Source organism: Streptomyces sp. BE303, assembly GCF_036290945.1.
Classification (GTDB): domain Bacteria; phylum Actinomycetota; class Actinomycetes; order Streptomycetales; family Streptomycetaceae; genus Kitasatospora.
This window is the reverse complement of the sequence record NZ_JAQYWZ010000331.1, coordinates 1-15,448: the sequence shown is the minus strand read 5'-3', so window position 1 is coordinate 15,448 and position 15,448 is coordinate 1. Positions and strand designations below refer to the sequence as shown.

General features: G+C 72.9%; 12 protein-coding genes, 2 pseudogenes and 1 riboswitch. Of the genes and pseudogenes, 10 read left to right on the top strand and 4 right to left on the bottom strand.

The annotated features are described in order from the left end of the window. Positions 1-4: 4 nt before the first annotated feature. Positions 5-730 carry a response regulator transcription factor gene (locus tag PUR56_RS04445; RefSeq protein ID WP_329947920.1) on the top strand — a complete coding sequence of 242 codons (726 nt, stop codon included), beginning with the start codon at positions 5-7 and terminating at the stop codon, positions 728-730. Between the two features lie 189 nt (positions 731-919). Here PUR56_RS04445 and PUR56_RS04440 read toward each other — a convergent pair. Continuing rightward, positions 920-1,618 (bottom strand): annotated as a pseudogene (locus PUR56_RS04440) (phosphatase PAP2 family protein); the annotation flags it as partial. Between the two features lie 302 nt (positions 1,619-1,920). Between PUR56_RS04440 and PUR56_RS04435 the strand changes: the two are divergent. After that, entirely contained in the window at positions 1,921-2,520 is a 600-nt protein-coding gene (locus PUR56_RS04435) for a hypothetical protein (RefSeq protein ID WP_329947919.1), read from the top strand. A 116-nt stretch (positions 2,521-2,636) separates the two neighbouring features. Beyond that, positions 2,637-3,686 (top strand): MazG family protein, encoded by a 1,050-nt coding sequence (locus tag PUR56_RS04430; RefSeq protein WP_329947918.1) that lies wholly within the window; start codon positions 2,637-2,639, stop codon positions 3,684-3,686. Positions 3,687-3,744: 58 nt separating this feature from the next. Here the strand turns inward: PUR56_RS04430 and PUR56_RS04425 are convergent, their stop codons facing one another. After that, a complete protein-coding gene (locus PUR56_RS04425) occupies positions 3,745-4,167 on the bottom strand; it encodes an SDR family NAD(P)-dependent oxidoreductase (protein ID WP_329947917.1) in 423 nt (140 codons plus the stop codon). A gap of 157 nt (positions 4,168-4,324) precedes the next feature. Here PUR56_RS04425 and PUR56_RS04420 point away from each other — a divergent pair, with 157 nt between their 5' ends. The 7 genes from PUR56_RS04420 (at position 4,325) to PUR56_RS04390 (ending at position 12,502) form a co-directional block, all read left to right on the top strand. Further along, entirely contained in the window at positions 4,325-5,623 is a 1,299-nt protein-coding gene (locus PUR56_RS04420; protein WP_329947916.1) for a cytochrome P450 family protein, read from the top strand. A 230-nt stretch (positions 5,624-5,853) separates the two neighbouring features. Beyond that, a riboswitch (cyclic di-AMP (ydaO/yuaA leader) is annotated at positions 5,854-6,000 on the top strand. Between the two features lie 5 nt (positions 6,001-6,005). After that, positions 6,006-6,959 (top strand): LysM peptidoglycan-binding domain-containing protein, encoded by a 954-nt coding sequence (locus tag PUR56_RS04415; protein ID WP_329947915.1) that lies wholly within the window; start codon positions 6,006-6,008, stop codon positions 6,957-6,959. Between the two features lie 251 nt (positions 6,960-7,210). Further along, positions 7,211-8,497 carry a phosphopyruvate hydratase gene (gene eno / locus PUR56_RS04410; protein ID WP_329879994.1) on the top strand — a complete coding sequence of 429 codons (1,287 nt, stop codon included), beginning with the start codon at positions 7,211-7,213 and terminating at the stop codon, positions 8,495-8,497. Between the two features lie 110 nt (positions 8,498-8,607). Next, positions 8,608-9,099 carry an FtsB family cell division protein gene (locus PUR56_RS04405; protein WP_329879993.1) on the top strand — a complete coding sequence of 164 codons (492 nt, stop codon included), beginning with the start codon at positions 8,608-8,610 and terminating at the stop codon, positions 9,097-9,099. Then, entirely contained in the window at positions 9,071-9,733 is a 663-nt protein-coding gene (locus PUR56_RS04400; RefSeq protein WP_380355576.1) for a DUF501 domain-containing protein, read from the top strand. Before PUR56_RS04405 ends, PUR56_RS04400 begins: the two co-directional genes overlap by 29 nt. Then, on the top strand, positions 9,730-10,671 hold the full coding sequence (locus tag PUR56_RS04395; RefSeq protein ID WP_329947913.1) for a Ppx/GppA phosphatase family protein: 942 nt from the start codon (positions 9,730-9,732) through the stop codon (positions 10,669-10,671). Before PUR56_RS04400 ends, PUR56_RS04395 begins: the two co-directional genes overlap by 4 nt. Before the next feature lie 439 nt (positions 10,672-11,110). Beyond that, the gene (locus tag PUR56_RS04390; RefSeq protein WP_329879990.1) at positions 11,111-12,502 is read left to right on the top strand and encodes an NAD(P)/FAD-dependent oxidoreductase; all 1,392 of its coding nucleotides are present in this window, start codon (positions 11,111-11,113) and stop codon (positions 12,500-12,502) included. Positions 12,503-12,695: 193 nt separating this feature from the next. On the opposite strand, the gene PUR56_RS04385 is transcribed toward PUR56_RS04390, so the two are convergent. Both PUR56_RS04385 and PUR56_RS04380 read right to left on the bottom strand, forming a co-directional pair. After that, complete coding sequence (locus PUR56_RS04385) at positions 12,696-15,254, bottom strand: ABC transporter permease (RefSeq protein WP_329947912.1); 2,559 nt, start codon at positions 15,252-15,254, stop codon at positions 12,696-12,698. A gap of 53 nt (positions 15,255-15,307) precedes the next feature. Then, positions 15,308-15,448: pseudogene (locus PUR56_RS04380) on the bottom strand (ABC transporter ATP-binding protein); the annotation flags it as partial.

Sequence of the window (15,448 nt, the reverse complement as noted above, 5' to 3'; positions counted from 1 at the left end):
CCGGATGAGCGGCCCGGAGCCGGCCACGACCGGTCTGCCGATCCGGGTGGTGATCGCGGACGACGAGCCGATGGTGCGGGCCGGTGTGCGGGCGGTGCTCACGACCGACCCGGGGATCGAGATCGTCGCCGAGACCGGGGACGGCCGGGAGGTGGTCGAGCTGGTGCGGCGGCACCGGCCGGACGTCGCCGTGCTGGACATCCGGATGCCCGGTACCGACGGCATCACCGCCGCCGCCGAGATCCGCCGGACGGCCGTGACCACCCGGACCGGGTCCGCGACCGGGATCGTCATGCTGACGACCTTCGGCGAGGACGACTACATCCTGCGGGCCCTCGGCGGCGGCGCCAACGGGTTCCTGATCAAGTCGGGCGAACCGGAGGAGCTGATCGCCGGCGTCCGGGCGGTGGCGGACGGCGCGGCCTACCTCTCACCCCGGGTGGCCGCCCGGGTCGTGGCCCACCTCGCCGCCGCCGGGTCCGGCGGGCCTGCCGACCGGCGTGCCGCCGCCCGTGAACAGGTGGCCGGACTCACGGCCCGGGAGCGGGACGTCCTGGCGCTGGTCGCGGCCGGGTTGTCGAACGGCCAGATCGCCCGCCGGATCGGTGTGGTGGAGGGGACGGTGAAGGCCCACGTGAGCTCCGTCCTGGCGCGGCTGGGGGTGGCCAACCGGGCGGCCGCGGCCGTCCTCGCCCACGAGGCCGGTCTGACCGCGGCCTCCGGAACCTGACCCCGCCGCCGGGTCCGTGTCCGGACCCGGGGCGGCGGCCGGCGTCGTGGCCCGGGCCAGCAGCAGCGGCCCGAGCGGCCGGACGCCGTTCTGCGAGTCGACCAGCGCCGTCGCCGAGGGCAGCAGCGCGACGACCAGCGCGGTCGTGACCGTTCCGCCGAGAGCGGCCCCCGCGACCACGTCGTGCGGGTAGTGCACGCCGGCCGCCACCCGCAGCGCCGACGTCCCGAGGCCGACCGGGACGACCAACCAGGCCCGGCGCGGGCTCAGCAGCACGAGGCCGGTGGCCAGCGAGACGGCCAGGGTCGCGTGGTTGCTGGGGAACGACCAGTCGCCGGGCGGAGGGCAGTCCGCGAGCACGGTGGCCGGGAGCCCGACCAGCGCGCGGCAGGGCCGCTCCTCGTCGATCACGGTCTTCAGCACCTCGCTCGCCCCGTACGCGAGCACCGTCCCGAGGCCGGTGAGCACCACCCCCGCGACCGTGCGGGCGTCCCGTCGCCCCCGCGCCGTCCACCAGCCGAGCGCCAGCAACAGGCCCAGCACCAGCAGTCCGGCCTCGGTCGCGGGCTCCACCAGCTCGGCCGCCGGGCGCGGCGCGTCGGCGACGGCCTCCACCACCCGCCGGTAGCCGGTGGCGGACGCGCCGGCGACCACCCGGACCGGTCCTTCCCCACCCCCGTGCGCGGGGGCCAGCAGGCCGACCAGACAGGCCCCTGCCGCCGGAAGCACCACGGCGAGGGTCACCCGCAGACCCGCCGTCCGTCCTGCTGTCCGTGCTCCCGCCCTCCGTCCGTTCCTCGTCCGCCCACCCGATGCCCGACCGCTCCCGGTTGCCCGGCGCTCGGCCGTCCGCCTCCCGGCAGCGTTGTTCCTGACCGTTTTCGACATGATCGGGACGGTAGGAGCAGCAGGTGGGCCACGACCTGACCCGAAAGGCAGACGGCGACCTGGACGATCGTCAGGGTTTACGCCCGAAGCCCGAAGCCCGAAGCCGAGGCCCGAAGCCCGAAGCCCGAGACACGAGGCCCGAAGCCCGCGCCGCCCCGTGTGACCCGTTCGGGCCACGGTCCGCGCCTGGCCGCCCGCCCCGGCCTAGGCTCGGGAGGAACGCCCGGCCGCCCCCTCGCCGCCCAGCCCCGACCCCGCCGCGCGCCTTCCCCCGTAGCCACGGAAGCCTCCCGGAGATCGCCATGCACCGTCGTCGGACCGCCGCCGCCGGTGCCCTGCTGGCCGTTGCGGGCCTGTCCGCGTGCGGGAACGCCGGGCTGACGGCGGGCACCGCGGCGGTGCTGGACGGCCGGCGGATCCCGGTCGGGGCGGTGGAGGCGCGGGTGGCCGCACTGCGGCACGTGTCCGGCGGCGCGTCGGCCGATGCCCGGCAGGAGTCGGACGGACTGGTCAGGCGGGCCGTCACCGATCTGGTGCTCGACGCGGTGGTGGCCCGGGCGGTGGCCGACCGGGGGCCGGCGGTCGGTGCGGCCGAGGTGGCGGCGGCCCGCGCGGCGGAGGAGGTGCGTTACGGCGGCGCGGAACCGCTGGCCGGGGCGCTCGCCGGGCTGGGCGTGCCGGGCGGGGCGATCGACGACCACCTCCGCCGCCGGCTGGGGATCCACCGCCTCGCCGCGGCCGCCGGCCAGGACGCCGGCACCCCGACGGGAGACAGGGCGGTCCGCCGGGCCCTGGCCGCCGCCGCCGTCGCCCTCCACCTGCGGGTCAACCCCCGGTACGGCACCTGGGACCCGGACCGCGTCGGCCTCGCCCCCGCCGCCCACCCCTGGCTCGCGCGCTGACCGCTCCGGACGGCGCGGGCGGGGTGCGGAGCGGCGGACGGCGGCAGGCACTCCCGGGCGGCCGGGCGCCGAAACCCGCGAGCGGGGAGACGACGGCGCCGGGTAGGTTCGGGGATGTGACGACGAATCCTCCGGGCGCGAAGCTGATCCTCCTCACCACCACCCACCGGGTGGCCCCCGGGCTGCTGTCCTGGTCCGCGTGGGAGGCCCTGCGGTCGGCGGGGCGGGTGCTGGCGGGGGACGCCGGGCATCCGCAGCTCGCCCCCGTACGACAGGCCGGCGTCGAGGTGGAGGTCGTGCCGGCCGGCTCCGCGCCGTCGCTGGCCAGGCTCCTGACCGGGCAGCAGGCCGGGGAGGGCCCGACGGTCTGGCTGGGTGGTCCGGACGGGGACCCGGGGCTGACCGACGCGCTGGCGCGCCTCGCGGTGGAGCACGCGGGCGAGGTGCCGGAGATCGAGGTGCTGCCGGGCTCGTACGACCTGCCGGGCGCCCGCCTGCTGGACCTGGCCTCCGTGATGGACCGCCTCCGCTCGCCGGGCGGCTGCCCGTGGGACGCCGAGCAGACCCACGCCAGCCTGGTGAAGTACCTGGTCGAGGAGGCCTACGAGCTGGTCGAGGCGATCGAGGAGGGGGACCGCGACACGCTCCGCGAGGAGCTCGGAGACGTCCTGCTCCAGGTGTTCTTCCACTCCCGCATCGCCGAGGAGCACCCCACCGACCCCTTCTCGGTGGACGACGTGGCGGGCGACATCGTCGAGAAGCTGATGTACCGGCACCCGCACGTGTTCGGGGACGCCGAGGCGACGGGCGCCGCCGAGGTGGAGGCGAACTGGGAGACGCTGAAGGCCGCCGAGAAGTCGGAGCGCGAGTCGGTGCTGGACGGCGTGCCGGCCGGGCTGCCGTCGCTGGCGTACGCGGCGAAGCTGGTGTCGCGGGTGCGCCGGTCCGGGTTCGCGGGCGTGTCGGACGAGCCGTACGAGCTGCCCGCGGAGCTCACGCCGGAGTCGGCGGGCGGGCTGCTGCTCGCGGTGGCGCAGCGCGCGCACGACGCGGGGGTGGACGTGGACGCCGCGCTGCGGGCGGCGGCACGCGGCTACCGGGACGCGGTCCGCGCGGCCGAGGGCCTCAAGCCCGAGCAGTCGGAGCAGCCCGAGCAGCCGGAGTAGTCGGAGCCGCCCGGGCCACCCGCGCGGCGGACCGGGGCGCCCGGCCCGCCACCGCGAGTCAGACCCGCGCGACGTCCCTCGCCGGCCGCCGCTGCGCCGGGACGACCTCGCCGATCGCCTCGCCGACCAGCGCGACCAGTTCGGCGAGCCGCTCCAGGTCGAGGTGGTCGGGCAGGTCGGCGAGCGACACGATCCGCTCGCCGTCCGGTCCGGCCACGCAGAACAGGTCGATCGGGCCGAGGTGCTTCTCGGCGGTGTCGACGAGGGCGGCGACGTCGCTGGGGCGGCGGATGTCGCCGCAGACGCCGACGACCGGGCAGCCCGGCCGGTCGAGCTCGGTGGCGAGGTCCTCGGCGATGCCGACCTGCTGGTCGGCGATGAGGATCCCGGCTGCTCCGGCGGCGGTGAACCTGCGGGCGAGGTCGGCCCCCGACCCGCCGTGGAGTACCGCGATCACGACGACCGAACCGGTGTCCCGCATGGTGTTGCTCCTCCCTGTGGGCGGCCCCGCACCGGCGCCCACGGACATCTTGCGGAGGATCGTAGGCACGTCCTGACCCTCCGCAACAGGGAATACCCCTCAGGTGACCAGACTCACGCCTGTCGTGTCCGACTTGCACCCGGGATACCGTCGTTCCATGCCAGTCCAGCCCGCCTCCGCCCGCCCTCCGCTCTTCACCTGGGACTTCGCCGCCGACCCGTACCCGGCGTACGCGTGGCTGCGCGAGCACGAGCCGGTGCACCGCACCACCCTGCCGAGCGGCGTGGAGGCGTGGCTGGTGACGCGGTACGCGGACGCCCGGCAGGCGCTGGCGGACGGCCGGCTCTCCAAGAACCCGGCGAACCACAGCGAGCAGGCGCACCGCGCCGGCCGGGTCGGCATCCCGGGCGAGCGCCAGGCCGACCTGATGACGCACCTGCTGAACATCGATCCGCCGGACCACACCCGGCTCCGCCGTCTGGTGTCGAAGGCGTTCACGCCGCGCCGGGTGGCGGCCTTCGAGCCCCGGGTGCAGCAGCTGACCGACCGGCTGATCGACGGGTTCGCGGAGCGCGGGAGCGCCGACCTGATCCACGAGTTCGCCTTCCCGCTCCCCATCTACGCGATCTGCGACATGCTCGGGGTGCCCGCCGAGGACCAGGACGACTTCCGGGACTGGGCCGGGATGATGATCCGGCACGGCGGTGGCCGGCGCGGCGGTGTGGGGCGCGCGGTGAAGCGGATGCGCGAGTACCTGGCGGAGCTGATCCACCGCAAGCGGGCGGACCTCGGGGACGACCTGATCTCCGGGCTGATCCGGGCCGGTGACCACGGCGAGCACCTCACCGAGAACGAGGCCGCGGCGATGGCCTTCATCCTGCTCTTCGCCGGGTTCGAGACGACCGTGAACCTGATCGGCAACGGCACGTACGCGCTGCTGCGCAATCCCGGCCAGCGCGCCCTGCTCCAGGAGTCGATCGCCCGTGGCGAGAGCGGTCTGCTGGAGACCGGGATCGAGGAACTCCTGCGCTACGACGGGCCGGTGGAGCTGGCGACGTGGCGGTTCGCGACCAGCCCGCTGACCATCGGAGGGGTGGACATCCCGGCCGGGGACCCGGTGCTGGTCGTGCTCGCGGCGGCGGACCGGGACCCGGCGCGGTTCGCCGACGAGAACACCCTCGACCTGGCCCGCGCGGACAACCCGCACCTGGGCTTCGGGCACGGCATCCACTACTGCATCGGCGCCCCGCTGGCCCGGTTGGAGGGGCGGTCCGCGCTGGCCACGCTGCTCTCCCGGCTGCCCGACCTGCGGCTCGCCGAGAGCCCGGAGAACCTGCGGTGGCGCGGTGGTCTGATCATGCGTGGACTTCGTGAACTTCCCGTGGAATTCACCCCCGAGAAGATGCCCGAAAGGGCCTCTTCCGGGCAGTCGTCCGGTGCTCCGTCCGATCGGTGAGGCGACCCGCGACACGCTGACGGAAGGTCTCCGACCAGGCAGGACGGCGAGATTGAACCGTCACCAACCCGGACATAGCGCCCCCGTTGGTGGGCGATCCATCACCTGACGTGATTTCCGTGTGATACCGACGATATGAGCTTGTGATTGCTCTACGGATCTGTCTACTCTCCGTGGAGTTCGCAGCTGCGAGCCCCGAGCACGGAACGCCGAGTCCTGCCCGTCGTGCCCCGGGAAACCGACCAGACCCTGGGCAGGGGCGGGGGAACCAGGTTTGTTGCCGTCCCCCACGGCTTGGGGTGAAGCCGCCTCGCGCGGCCGGGCCACCTCCCGGTCCGAACCCGACAGCTCACCTCGCAGGCGTGCGGAGAGGGACCTCTTCATGCTGTTCGTCGGAACCGGCCGTCATCGTCGTCGTACCCAGACCGAGAAGGCCATCGCCGTCGCCGGCGTCGCCGGTGTCGGGCTGGCCCTGCCGATCCTCAGCGCCACCGGTGCCTCCGCCGCCCCGGTCTCCACCTGGGACGCGGTCGCCCAGTGCGAGGCCGGCGGCAACTGGAGCATCAACACCGGCAACGGCTTCTACGGCGGCCTGCAGTTCACGCCCAGCACCTGGAAGGCGTTCGGCGGCACCTCGTACGCGCCGCAGGCCAACCAGGCCTCCAAGGCGCAGCAGATCTCGGTGGCCGAGAAGGTCCTCGCCTCGCAGGGGCCGGGCGCCTGGCCGGTCTGCTCCAAGAAGGCGGGCCTGAGCAAGGGCGGCGCCCCGGCGGCGGTCGACACCTCGGCGGACGCCAAGCCGGCCGTCCCGCAGGCCGCCACCCAGCCGAGCGCGCCGCAGACCACCGCCCCGCAGACCACCGCGCCGAAGCACGCCGCGCCGAAGTCGGCCCAGCAGGAGAAGCCGGCCCAGGCGGCCAAGCAGGCCCCGAAGCACGCCGCGCCGAAGCCGCAGGCCCAGCAGGACCGGCCGCAGGTGCAGCAGTACGGGCAGGCCCCGTCCTTCTCCGGCACGTCCGGCTGGGACGCCGACGCGAAGGTGTTCTGGTACGAGAACAACGGCGGCTGGTACTGGACCAGCCACCAGAGCGTCTACCAGCAGTACGCCGGTCAGGCCGCGGTCCAGGACGCCCGTCCGGCCGCCGCCCAGAGCGCCCCGGCCGCCCAGCAGAGCGCGGGCCACGGCTACACCGTCCGGGCGGGCGACACGCTCGCCGGCATCGCCGCCGGCCAGGGTGTCTCCGGCGGCTGGCAGGCGCTCTACGACGGCAACCGCGGCACCGTCGGCGGCGACCCCGACCTGATCGTCCCCGGCCAGGTGCTCACCCTCGGCTGATGCCGTTTCGCCGGTGGATCGCGAGGGGGGCCGGGTTCGACCGGGTCCGGCCCCTTCGTCCCGATCCGGCCCCCCTCCGTGGGGCAACCAGGTGAACTACCGGCGGGTAGCCGTGCCACACGCTGAGACGGGACCCGGGCCGACGTGGCCCGGAGAGCCCGTGCGGTTAGGCTCTGGTCGTAACGACTCCGCAATCGTCCGGCCGACAGCACCCACCGTCAGCCGAACCTGTTTCCGCTAGGAGATGCCTCGTGCCGTCCATCGATGTCGTCGTAGCCCGTGAGATCCTCGACTCGCGTGGCAACCCCACGGTCGAGGTCGAGGTGGGCCTCGACGACGGCAGCACCGGCCGCGCCGCTGTCCCGTCGGGTGCCTCCACCGGCGCCTTCGAGGCGCTGGAGCTCCGCGACGGTGACAAGAACCGCTACTTCGGCAAGGGCGTGGAGAAGGCCGTCCTGGCCGTCATCGAGCAGATCGGCCCGGAGCTCGTCGGCTACGACGCCACCGAGCAGCGCCTGATCGACCAGGCCATGCTCGACCTGGACGCCACCCCGGACAAGTCCTCGCTCGGCGCCAACGCCATCCTGGGCGTCTCGCTGGCCGTCGCGCACGCCGCCTCCGAGGCCAGCGACCTGCCGCTGTTCCGCTACCTGGGCGGTCCGAACGCGCACGTCCTGCCGGTCCCGATGATGAACATCCTCAACGGCGGCTCGCACGCGGACTCCAACGTCGACATCCAGGAGTTCATGATCGCTCCGATCGGCGCGGAGTCCTTCTCCGAGGCCGTCCGCTGGGGCGTCGAGGTCTACCACACCCTCAAGGGTGTGCTGAAGGAGCGCGGCCTCTCCACCGGCCTGGGCGACGAGGGCGGCTTCGCCCCGAACCTGGACTCCAACCGCGAGGCCCTGGACCTCATCGTCGAGGCGATCCAGAAGGCCGGCTACGTGCCGGGCAAGGACGTCGCGCTGGCGCTGGACGTCGCCTCCTCCGAGTTCTACGAGGACGGCGCCTACCAGTTCGAGGGCAAGGCGCTCACCTCCGCCGAGCTCATCGAGTACTACGCCGGCCTGGTCGCCGCCTACCCGCTGGTCTCCATCGAGGACCCGCTGGACGAGTCGGACTGGGACGGCTGGAAGGCCATGACCGACAAGCTGGGCGACAAGGTCCAGATCGTCGGCGACGACCTGTTCGTCACCAACCCGGCCCGCCTGGCCCGTGGCATCGAGACCGGCACCGCCAACGCGCTGCTGGTGAAGGTGAACCAGATCGGCTCGCTGACCGAGACCCTGGACGCCGTCGAGCTGGCCCAGCGCAACGGCTACCGCTGCATGATGTCGCACCGCTCCGGCGAGACCGAGGACGTCACCATCGCCGACCTGGCCGTCGCGACCAACTGCGGCCAGATCAAGACCGGTGCCCCGGCCCGCTCCGAGCGCGTCGCCAAGTACAACCAGCTGCTGCGCATCGAGGAGATCCTCGACGACGCCGCCGAGTACGCCGGCCGCGGCGCCTTCCCGCGGTTCAAGTACGAGGGCTGACACACACAGCTCCCGCCGGTGCCCCGCCTGTTCACCCCGTAGGGTGGACGGCGGGGCACCGTCGCGACCAGGAGGGGACACCGGAGATGGCAGGCTGGAGGATCCCGGGCTTGGCGGCCCGGCCTCGGTTCACGAGCCGGGCGACCGTCCTCGTGCTGGTGCTCTGCTCGCTGGTGGCGATCCTGGCGTACCCGACGCGGCAGTTCATCTCGCAGCGTTCCGAGATCTCCTCCCAGCGGGCCAAGGCCGAGCACGCCCGGCAGCAGGTCGAGCAGCTCCGCCGGGAGAAGGCCCGCTGGCAGGACCCCGAGTACGTCAAGGTGCAGGCCCGCGCCCGGCTGCACTACGCGATGCCGGGGGAGACCCCGTACATCGCGGTGGACCCGGCCGCCGGGGAGGCGACCAGGTCGTCCGTCGGCGCGCCGCCGCCCGCACAGGGCCCGGCCACCGGGCCGGCCAAGGCGGCCAGGCCCTGGTACGCCGGCATCTGGGACTCGGTGGACGCCGCCGCAGCCCCTGCCGCCGCCCCGGCCGCCGCCTCCGCCCCTCCCTCACCACCCGCCCCCGCCCCCGCTGGAGACAGCTCCTCCCATGACCACTGAGAACCACCCCACCGTCTCCGACGAGGACGTCGCGGCCATCGCCGCGCAGCTCGGCCGGGTCCCGCGCGGCCTGCGCGGCGTGGCCCACCGCTGCCCCTGCGGCAACCCGGACGTCGTGGAGACGGCCCCCCGGCTGCCGGACGGCACGCCGTTCCCGACCCTGTACTACCTGACCTGCCCCAAGGCCGCCTCGCTGATCGGCACCCTGGAGGCGGACGGCGTGATGAAGGAGCAGAGCGCCCGGCTGGCCGAGGACCCGGAGCTGGCCGCCGCCTACCGGAAGGCGCACGAGGACTACATCGCCCGGCGCGACGCCATCGAGGTGCTGGAGGGCTTCCCGAGCGCCGGCGGCATGCCGGACCGGGTCAAGTGCCTGCACGTGCTGGTCGGCCACTCGCTGGCGGCCGGCGAGGGCGTCAACCCGCTCGGCGACGAGGCGATCGGCCTGCTGGAGGACTGGTGGGCCAAGGGCCCGTGCGTCTCCCCCGCCGAGGTCACCGCGGCCGGTGAGCGGGTGGCCCGCAACCGGGCCAAGGCGAAGGACGACGCGGCCGTGATCGCGGCCAAGGAGCAGAAGACCGCCGAGCGCGCCGCCAAGCGGGCCTCCCAGGAGGCCGGGGAGGACGGCGCGTGACCGTCACCAGGGTCGCCGCGATCGACTGCGGCACCAACTCGATCCGGCTGCTCGTCGCCGACCTCGACCCGGAGACCGGCGCGATCACCGACCTCGACCGGCGGATGGTGATCAACCGGCTGGGCCAGGGCGTGGACCGGACCGGCCGACTGCACCCGGACGCGCTGGCCCGCACCTTCGCGGCCTGCCGGGAGTACGCGGAGGTCGTGTCCGGCTTCGGGGTGGACCCCGGGCGGATCCGCTTCGTGGCGACCAGCGCCTCCCGGGACGCCGAGAACAGCGCCGAGTACATCGAGGGCGTGCGCGCCGTCCTGGGCGTGGAGCCCGAGGTCGTCAGCGGCGAGGAGGAGGCGCACCTCTCGTTCGTCGGCGCCACCAAGGAGTTCACCGGCGGTCAGTTCCCGGCGCCGTACCTGGTCTTCGACCTGGGGGGCGGCTCGACCGAGTTCGTGCTCGGGGACGAGGACGTGCGGGCCGCGCGTTCGGTGGACATCGGCTGCGTCCGGCTGACCGAGCGGCACTTCGGCGGCGCCGAGCTGCCCTCGGCGGAGCAGGTCGAGGAGGCGCGGGCGCACGTCCGGGCCGAGCTGGACCGGGCGGCGGAGAGCGTCCCGCTGACCGGTGCGGCCACCCTGGTCGGCCTGGCGGGCACGGTGACCACCCTCTCGGCCATCGCCCAGGACCTCCCCCGGTACGACTCCGAGGCGATCCACCACTCACGGATGAGCCGCGCCGAGGTGGCCGCGATCGCCGAGCGGCTGCTGCGCGCCACCCACGCGGAGCGGGCGGCCATTCCGTCGATGCACCCGGGCCGGGTGGACGTGATCGCCGCCGGAGCGCTGGAACTGCTGGAGATCATGGAGCGGACCGGCGCCGCCGAGGTGGTCGTCAGCGAGCACGACATCCTGGACGGGATCGCCTGGAGCATCGTTTCCTGACCGGGCCCCGCCCCCCCTGCCACGCCGTTTTCCCGGCCCCGGCACCCCGTTGCGGGTGCCGGGGCCGGGGCGCGCCCGGGGCCGTGCGGGAAAGTTCGTGAATTTCTTCACATGGAGATCCCGCCATTCGCCCCGGGGACGGGCCCGGTCCGTCCGATATGTGGGACCGAAGGCCCGCCCGGCATGACAGCCGCTGGATCGCAGGTCCCGTCCCGCCAGAGGTTTGAAAATCGAAATCCTGTGGGGGAACCCGGGCCCCGTACGGATCGTTGCTGCTCAGCGGGGCCGTTCGAACGGACGTGCTCACGGAGGGGCCGGACGGGCCGCGAGGAGTCGACCGGGAAGCGATTTTGGGGGCGCGAAGTGTAGCACGGGGTGTCCAGAAGCTTGTGAGCGGGCTCACGAAGGCTGCTCCGAACGGTGCTGGATACTTTCGGATATGAGCACCACGGAGCGTCCTCGCATCCTCATTGTCGGCGGTGGTTACGTCGGCCTGTATGCCGCGATGCGCATCCTCAAGAAGATGCGTTACGGCGAAGCGACCGTCACGGTCGTCGACCCGCGGTCGTACATGACGTACCTGCCCTTCCTCCCCGAGGCGGCCGGCGGCAACGTCGCGCCCCGCAACCTCGTCGCGCCGCTGCGCAGCGCCCTCAAGCAGGCGGAGGTGCTCACCGGTGCGGTCACCGGTGTGGACCACGCCCGTAAGGTCGCCACCATCCAGCCCGCGGCCGGCGACTCGTACGAGCTGCCCTTCGAGTACCTGGTCGTCGCGACCGGCTCGGTCTCCCGCACCTTCCCGATCCCGGGTCTGGCGGAGCACGGCATCGGCATGAAGACCGTGGAGGAGGCCATCAGCCTCCGCAACCACGTCATGGCGCAGCTGGACAAGGCCGAGTCCACCACCGACGAGGCGATCCGCCGCAAGGCGCTGACCTTCGTCGTCGTCGGCGGCGGCTTCGCCGGCGTCGAGACGATCGCCGAGATCGAGGACATGGCGCGCGACGCCGCCAAGATCTACAAGACGGTCAGCCGCGACGACATGCGCTTCATCCTGGTGGAGGCGGCCAACCGCATCCTCCCGGAGATGGGCCCGGACCTCGGTCTGTGGACCAAGGAGAAGCTCGAAGAGCGTCAGATCGAGATCTACATCGAGACCTCGATGGACTCCTGCGTCGACCAGCACGTCGTGCTGAAGAACGGCGTCGAGGCGGACGCCTCCACCATCGTGTGGACCGCCGGCGTGAAGCCGAACCCGGTGCTGGCCGAGTTCGGTCTGCCGCTGGGCCCCCGCGGCCACGTCGACACCGCGCCGACCCTGCAGGTCCAGGGCTTCGACTACGTCTGGGCCGCCGGCGACAACGCCCAGGTGCCGGACCTCGCCGCCGGCGAGGGTGCCTGGTGCCCGCCGAACGCGCAGCACGCCGTCCGCCAGGCCGCCGTCCTCGGTGACAACGTCATCTCCGGCATGCGCGGGTTCCCGCAGCAGGAGTACAAGCACAAGAACCTGGGTGCGGTCGCCGGTCTCGGCCTGCACAAGGGCGTGGCGATCCTCTTCGGCAAGTACAAGCTGAAGGGCCGTCCGGCCTGGTGGTTCCACCGCCTGTACCACGGCGCCATGGTCCCCACCATGAACCGCAAGGTCCGCGTCTTCACCGACTGGACCCTGGCCGTCTTCCTGAAGCGCGAGGCCGTCGGCCTGTCGCAGATGGAGAAGCCGTTCGAGGCGTTCCAGGAGGCCGCGGCGCCCGCGCCCAAGCCGGTCGAGGCCGCCAAGCCCGCCGAGGCCGCCAAGCCTGCTGCCGACAAGGAGCTCGCCGGCAGCAAGTAGGCGACTGCGGACCCCGGTGTGGGAGCACCGGGGTATGAGTCGGAGGCCCTCCGCCCGGCAGCGTTGCCGGACCACGACCTCCGTGGTGCTCAGCCGGCTGTGCGAGTCGGGCGGAGTACGAGAAGTACGAGAAGGCCCCCGCCGAACCCTCTGGCGGGGGCCTTTCCGTGTCCGGTGCCGAACCGGCCCGGGGTCAGTCCGTCTTGATGCTGGCGAGGATGTCCAGCTTGGACGCCCGGCGGGCGGGCCAGAAGGCGGCGACCAGGCCGACCAGGCCGGCCAGTACCAGGAAGACCAGCAGCTGGCCGAACGGGAGGACCGTGGTCAGCCCCTGCAGGTTGGACTTCAGCGTGCCGTTGATCGCCCAGGCCATGAAGGCGCCGAGCAGGACGCCGATGCCGGCGCCGAAGACCGAGATCACCATGGACTCCAGGCGGACCATCCGCTTGATGCCGCCGCGGTCCAGGCCGATCGCCCGCAGCATGCCGATCTCGCGCTTCCGCTCGAAGACCGACATCGCGAGGGTGTTGATCACCCCGAGGACCGCGACGATCACGGACATCGCCAGCAGGCCGTACATCATGTTCAGCGCGAAGGTGATCATCTGGCTGAAGTCGTCACGGACGTCCTGCTTGGACTTGATCTCGATCACCGGGTTGGCGCCGGTGGCGCTCTTCAGGGCCTGCTTGAGGCTGTCGCTCTCCCCGTCGGCGCCCTTGACCAGGACGTTGTTCAGGTACGGCTGCGGCTCGTGCTTGACGATCTCGCTGTTGGCCAGCATGACCGGACCCAGCAGCCCGGCCTTGGTGTAGACGCCGCCGACGGTCAGGGCGCCGGTGGTCTCGTCGGGGAAGGTGACGTTCATCGTCGAGCCGGTGGTGACGCCGAACTTCTTCGCGACGTCCTCGTCGACCAGCAGCTGTCCCTTGCCGACGGCGGCGACGGAGCCGCTCTTCAGCTCCACCGAGACCAGCTTGTCGAAGGTGTCCGCGTTCAGGCCGGTGATCGCCTTGGAGGTGCCGTTGAGCTCCCAGTAGACGGTGGTCAGCGGCGACGAGGCGGTCACGCCCGGGGCTTTGGCGATCTCACCCGGGACCTTGTCGGACAGGCTCATGCCGTTGGCGGCCGAGACCAGGAAGTCCGCCTTCATCGAGCTGGTGACGGCCTTGTCGAGCGTGTCGGAGACCGAGGCGCCGATCACCGTCAGCCCGGTGACCAGGGTCATGCCGATGGTGAGCGCGGCAGCGGTGGCCGCGGTGCGGCGCGGGTTGCGCACCGCGTTCTGCCGGGCCAGCTTGCCCGGCGTGCCGAACAGCCGGCCGAGGACCGGGCCGACGAGCGCGATCACCGGGCGGGAGAGCAGCGGCAGCAGGATGAAGACGCCGAGGAGGGCGAGCACGGCGCCGATCGCGACCGGGACCCAGCCGTCGGAGTTGCCCTTGGCCGCGCCGAAGGCGGCCAGTGCTATGCCGCCGGCGGCCAGCAGCGAGCCGATCACGTTCCGGACCACCAGCGACTTCTGGGAGGCGGGCTGGTCGCCGCTGCTCATCGCGGCCACCGGGGCGATCCGGGAGGCGCGCATGGCGGGCATCAGGGCGGAGAGGACCGTGACCAGGACGCCGACGACCAGGGTGACCACCACGGTCAGCGGCTTGATGACCAGCGAACCGGTCGGCATGCCGTCGCCCAGCGAGGCGATCAGGGACTGCATCCCGGCGCCGATGCCGACACCGGCGACCAGGCCGGCCAGCGCCGACACGGTGCCGATCGCCAGGGCCTCGACCAGGACGGACCGGGTGACCTGCTTGCGGCTGGCGCCGATCGCGCGGAGCAGGGCCAGCTCCTTGGTGCGCTGGGCGACCAGCATGGTGAAGGTGTTGGCGATGATGAAGATGCCGACGAAGAGCGAGATCGCGGCAAATGAGAGCAGCATCATGCGCATGCCCTCGGTGCCGCTGGTGATCATCCGCTCCTCCTCGGCCTTGAGCTGCTCGCCGGTGCGGACCTCGATCTGCTGGCCGGGCTTGAGCTTCTCGTCGACCTGGGAGAGCAGGGCGTCCTGGGCGGTGCCGGGCTTCGCGGTGAGCACGATGCCGCTGTAGCGGCCGGGCTCCAGCAGCAGCTGCTGGGCGGTGGCGCGGTCGAACAGGGTGAGCGTGCCGCCGGTGCTGACCACCGGGTCGTCGGTGGTGAAGACGCCGGTGAGCTTCGCCTCGACGACCGGGCCGTTGGAGCCGACCCGGACGGTGTCGCCGACCTTGTAGCCGGCCTTGTCGGCGGTCTTCCGGTCGAGGGCGATCTCCTTGGCCGTCTTCGGGCCCTGGCCCTCGACCATCGGGTACCGGGTGTCCTTGCCGTCCGGACCGGGCGCGAAGTTGCCGCCCTTGGCCGACCAGGCCTGGCCGATCAGGGTGCCGTCCTTGTCGGCGACGCCGGTGAAGCCGCTCACCACGCCGCGGGCCGAGGCGGCGCCGGGCAGCGCGGCGAGCTGCTGGACGGTCGCGTCGGTCAGGGTCGCCGGGCTCTTCTCGCTCTTCTCCCGGGCGCTGGCGGTGGCTCCGGCGGAGTTGTCGACGACCTGGACCGCCACGTCCGAGTAGCTCTTGGAGTTGCTGTCCCGCATGGCCTTGCCGAAGGTGTCGGAGAAGACCATGGTGCCGGCGACGAAGGCGGTGCCGAGCATGACGGCGAGCGCCGTCATCAGCAGTCGGCCCTTGTGGGCCAGCACGTTGCGCAGTGCGGTGCGATACATGGGGTTTCCCGGGTGTCCTGGGGTCGGTGAGGGGGCGGTCGGCTGTCGCGGTGTCAGCTGGTGCGGCCCTTGGCGTCGAAGCGGCGCATGCGGTCCAGGACGGTGTCGGCGGTGGGCTGGTGGAGTTCGTCGACGATGCGGCCGTCGGCGAGGAAGACGACGCGGTCGGCGTAGGCGGCGGCGACGGGGTCGTG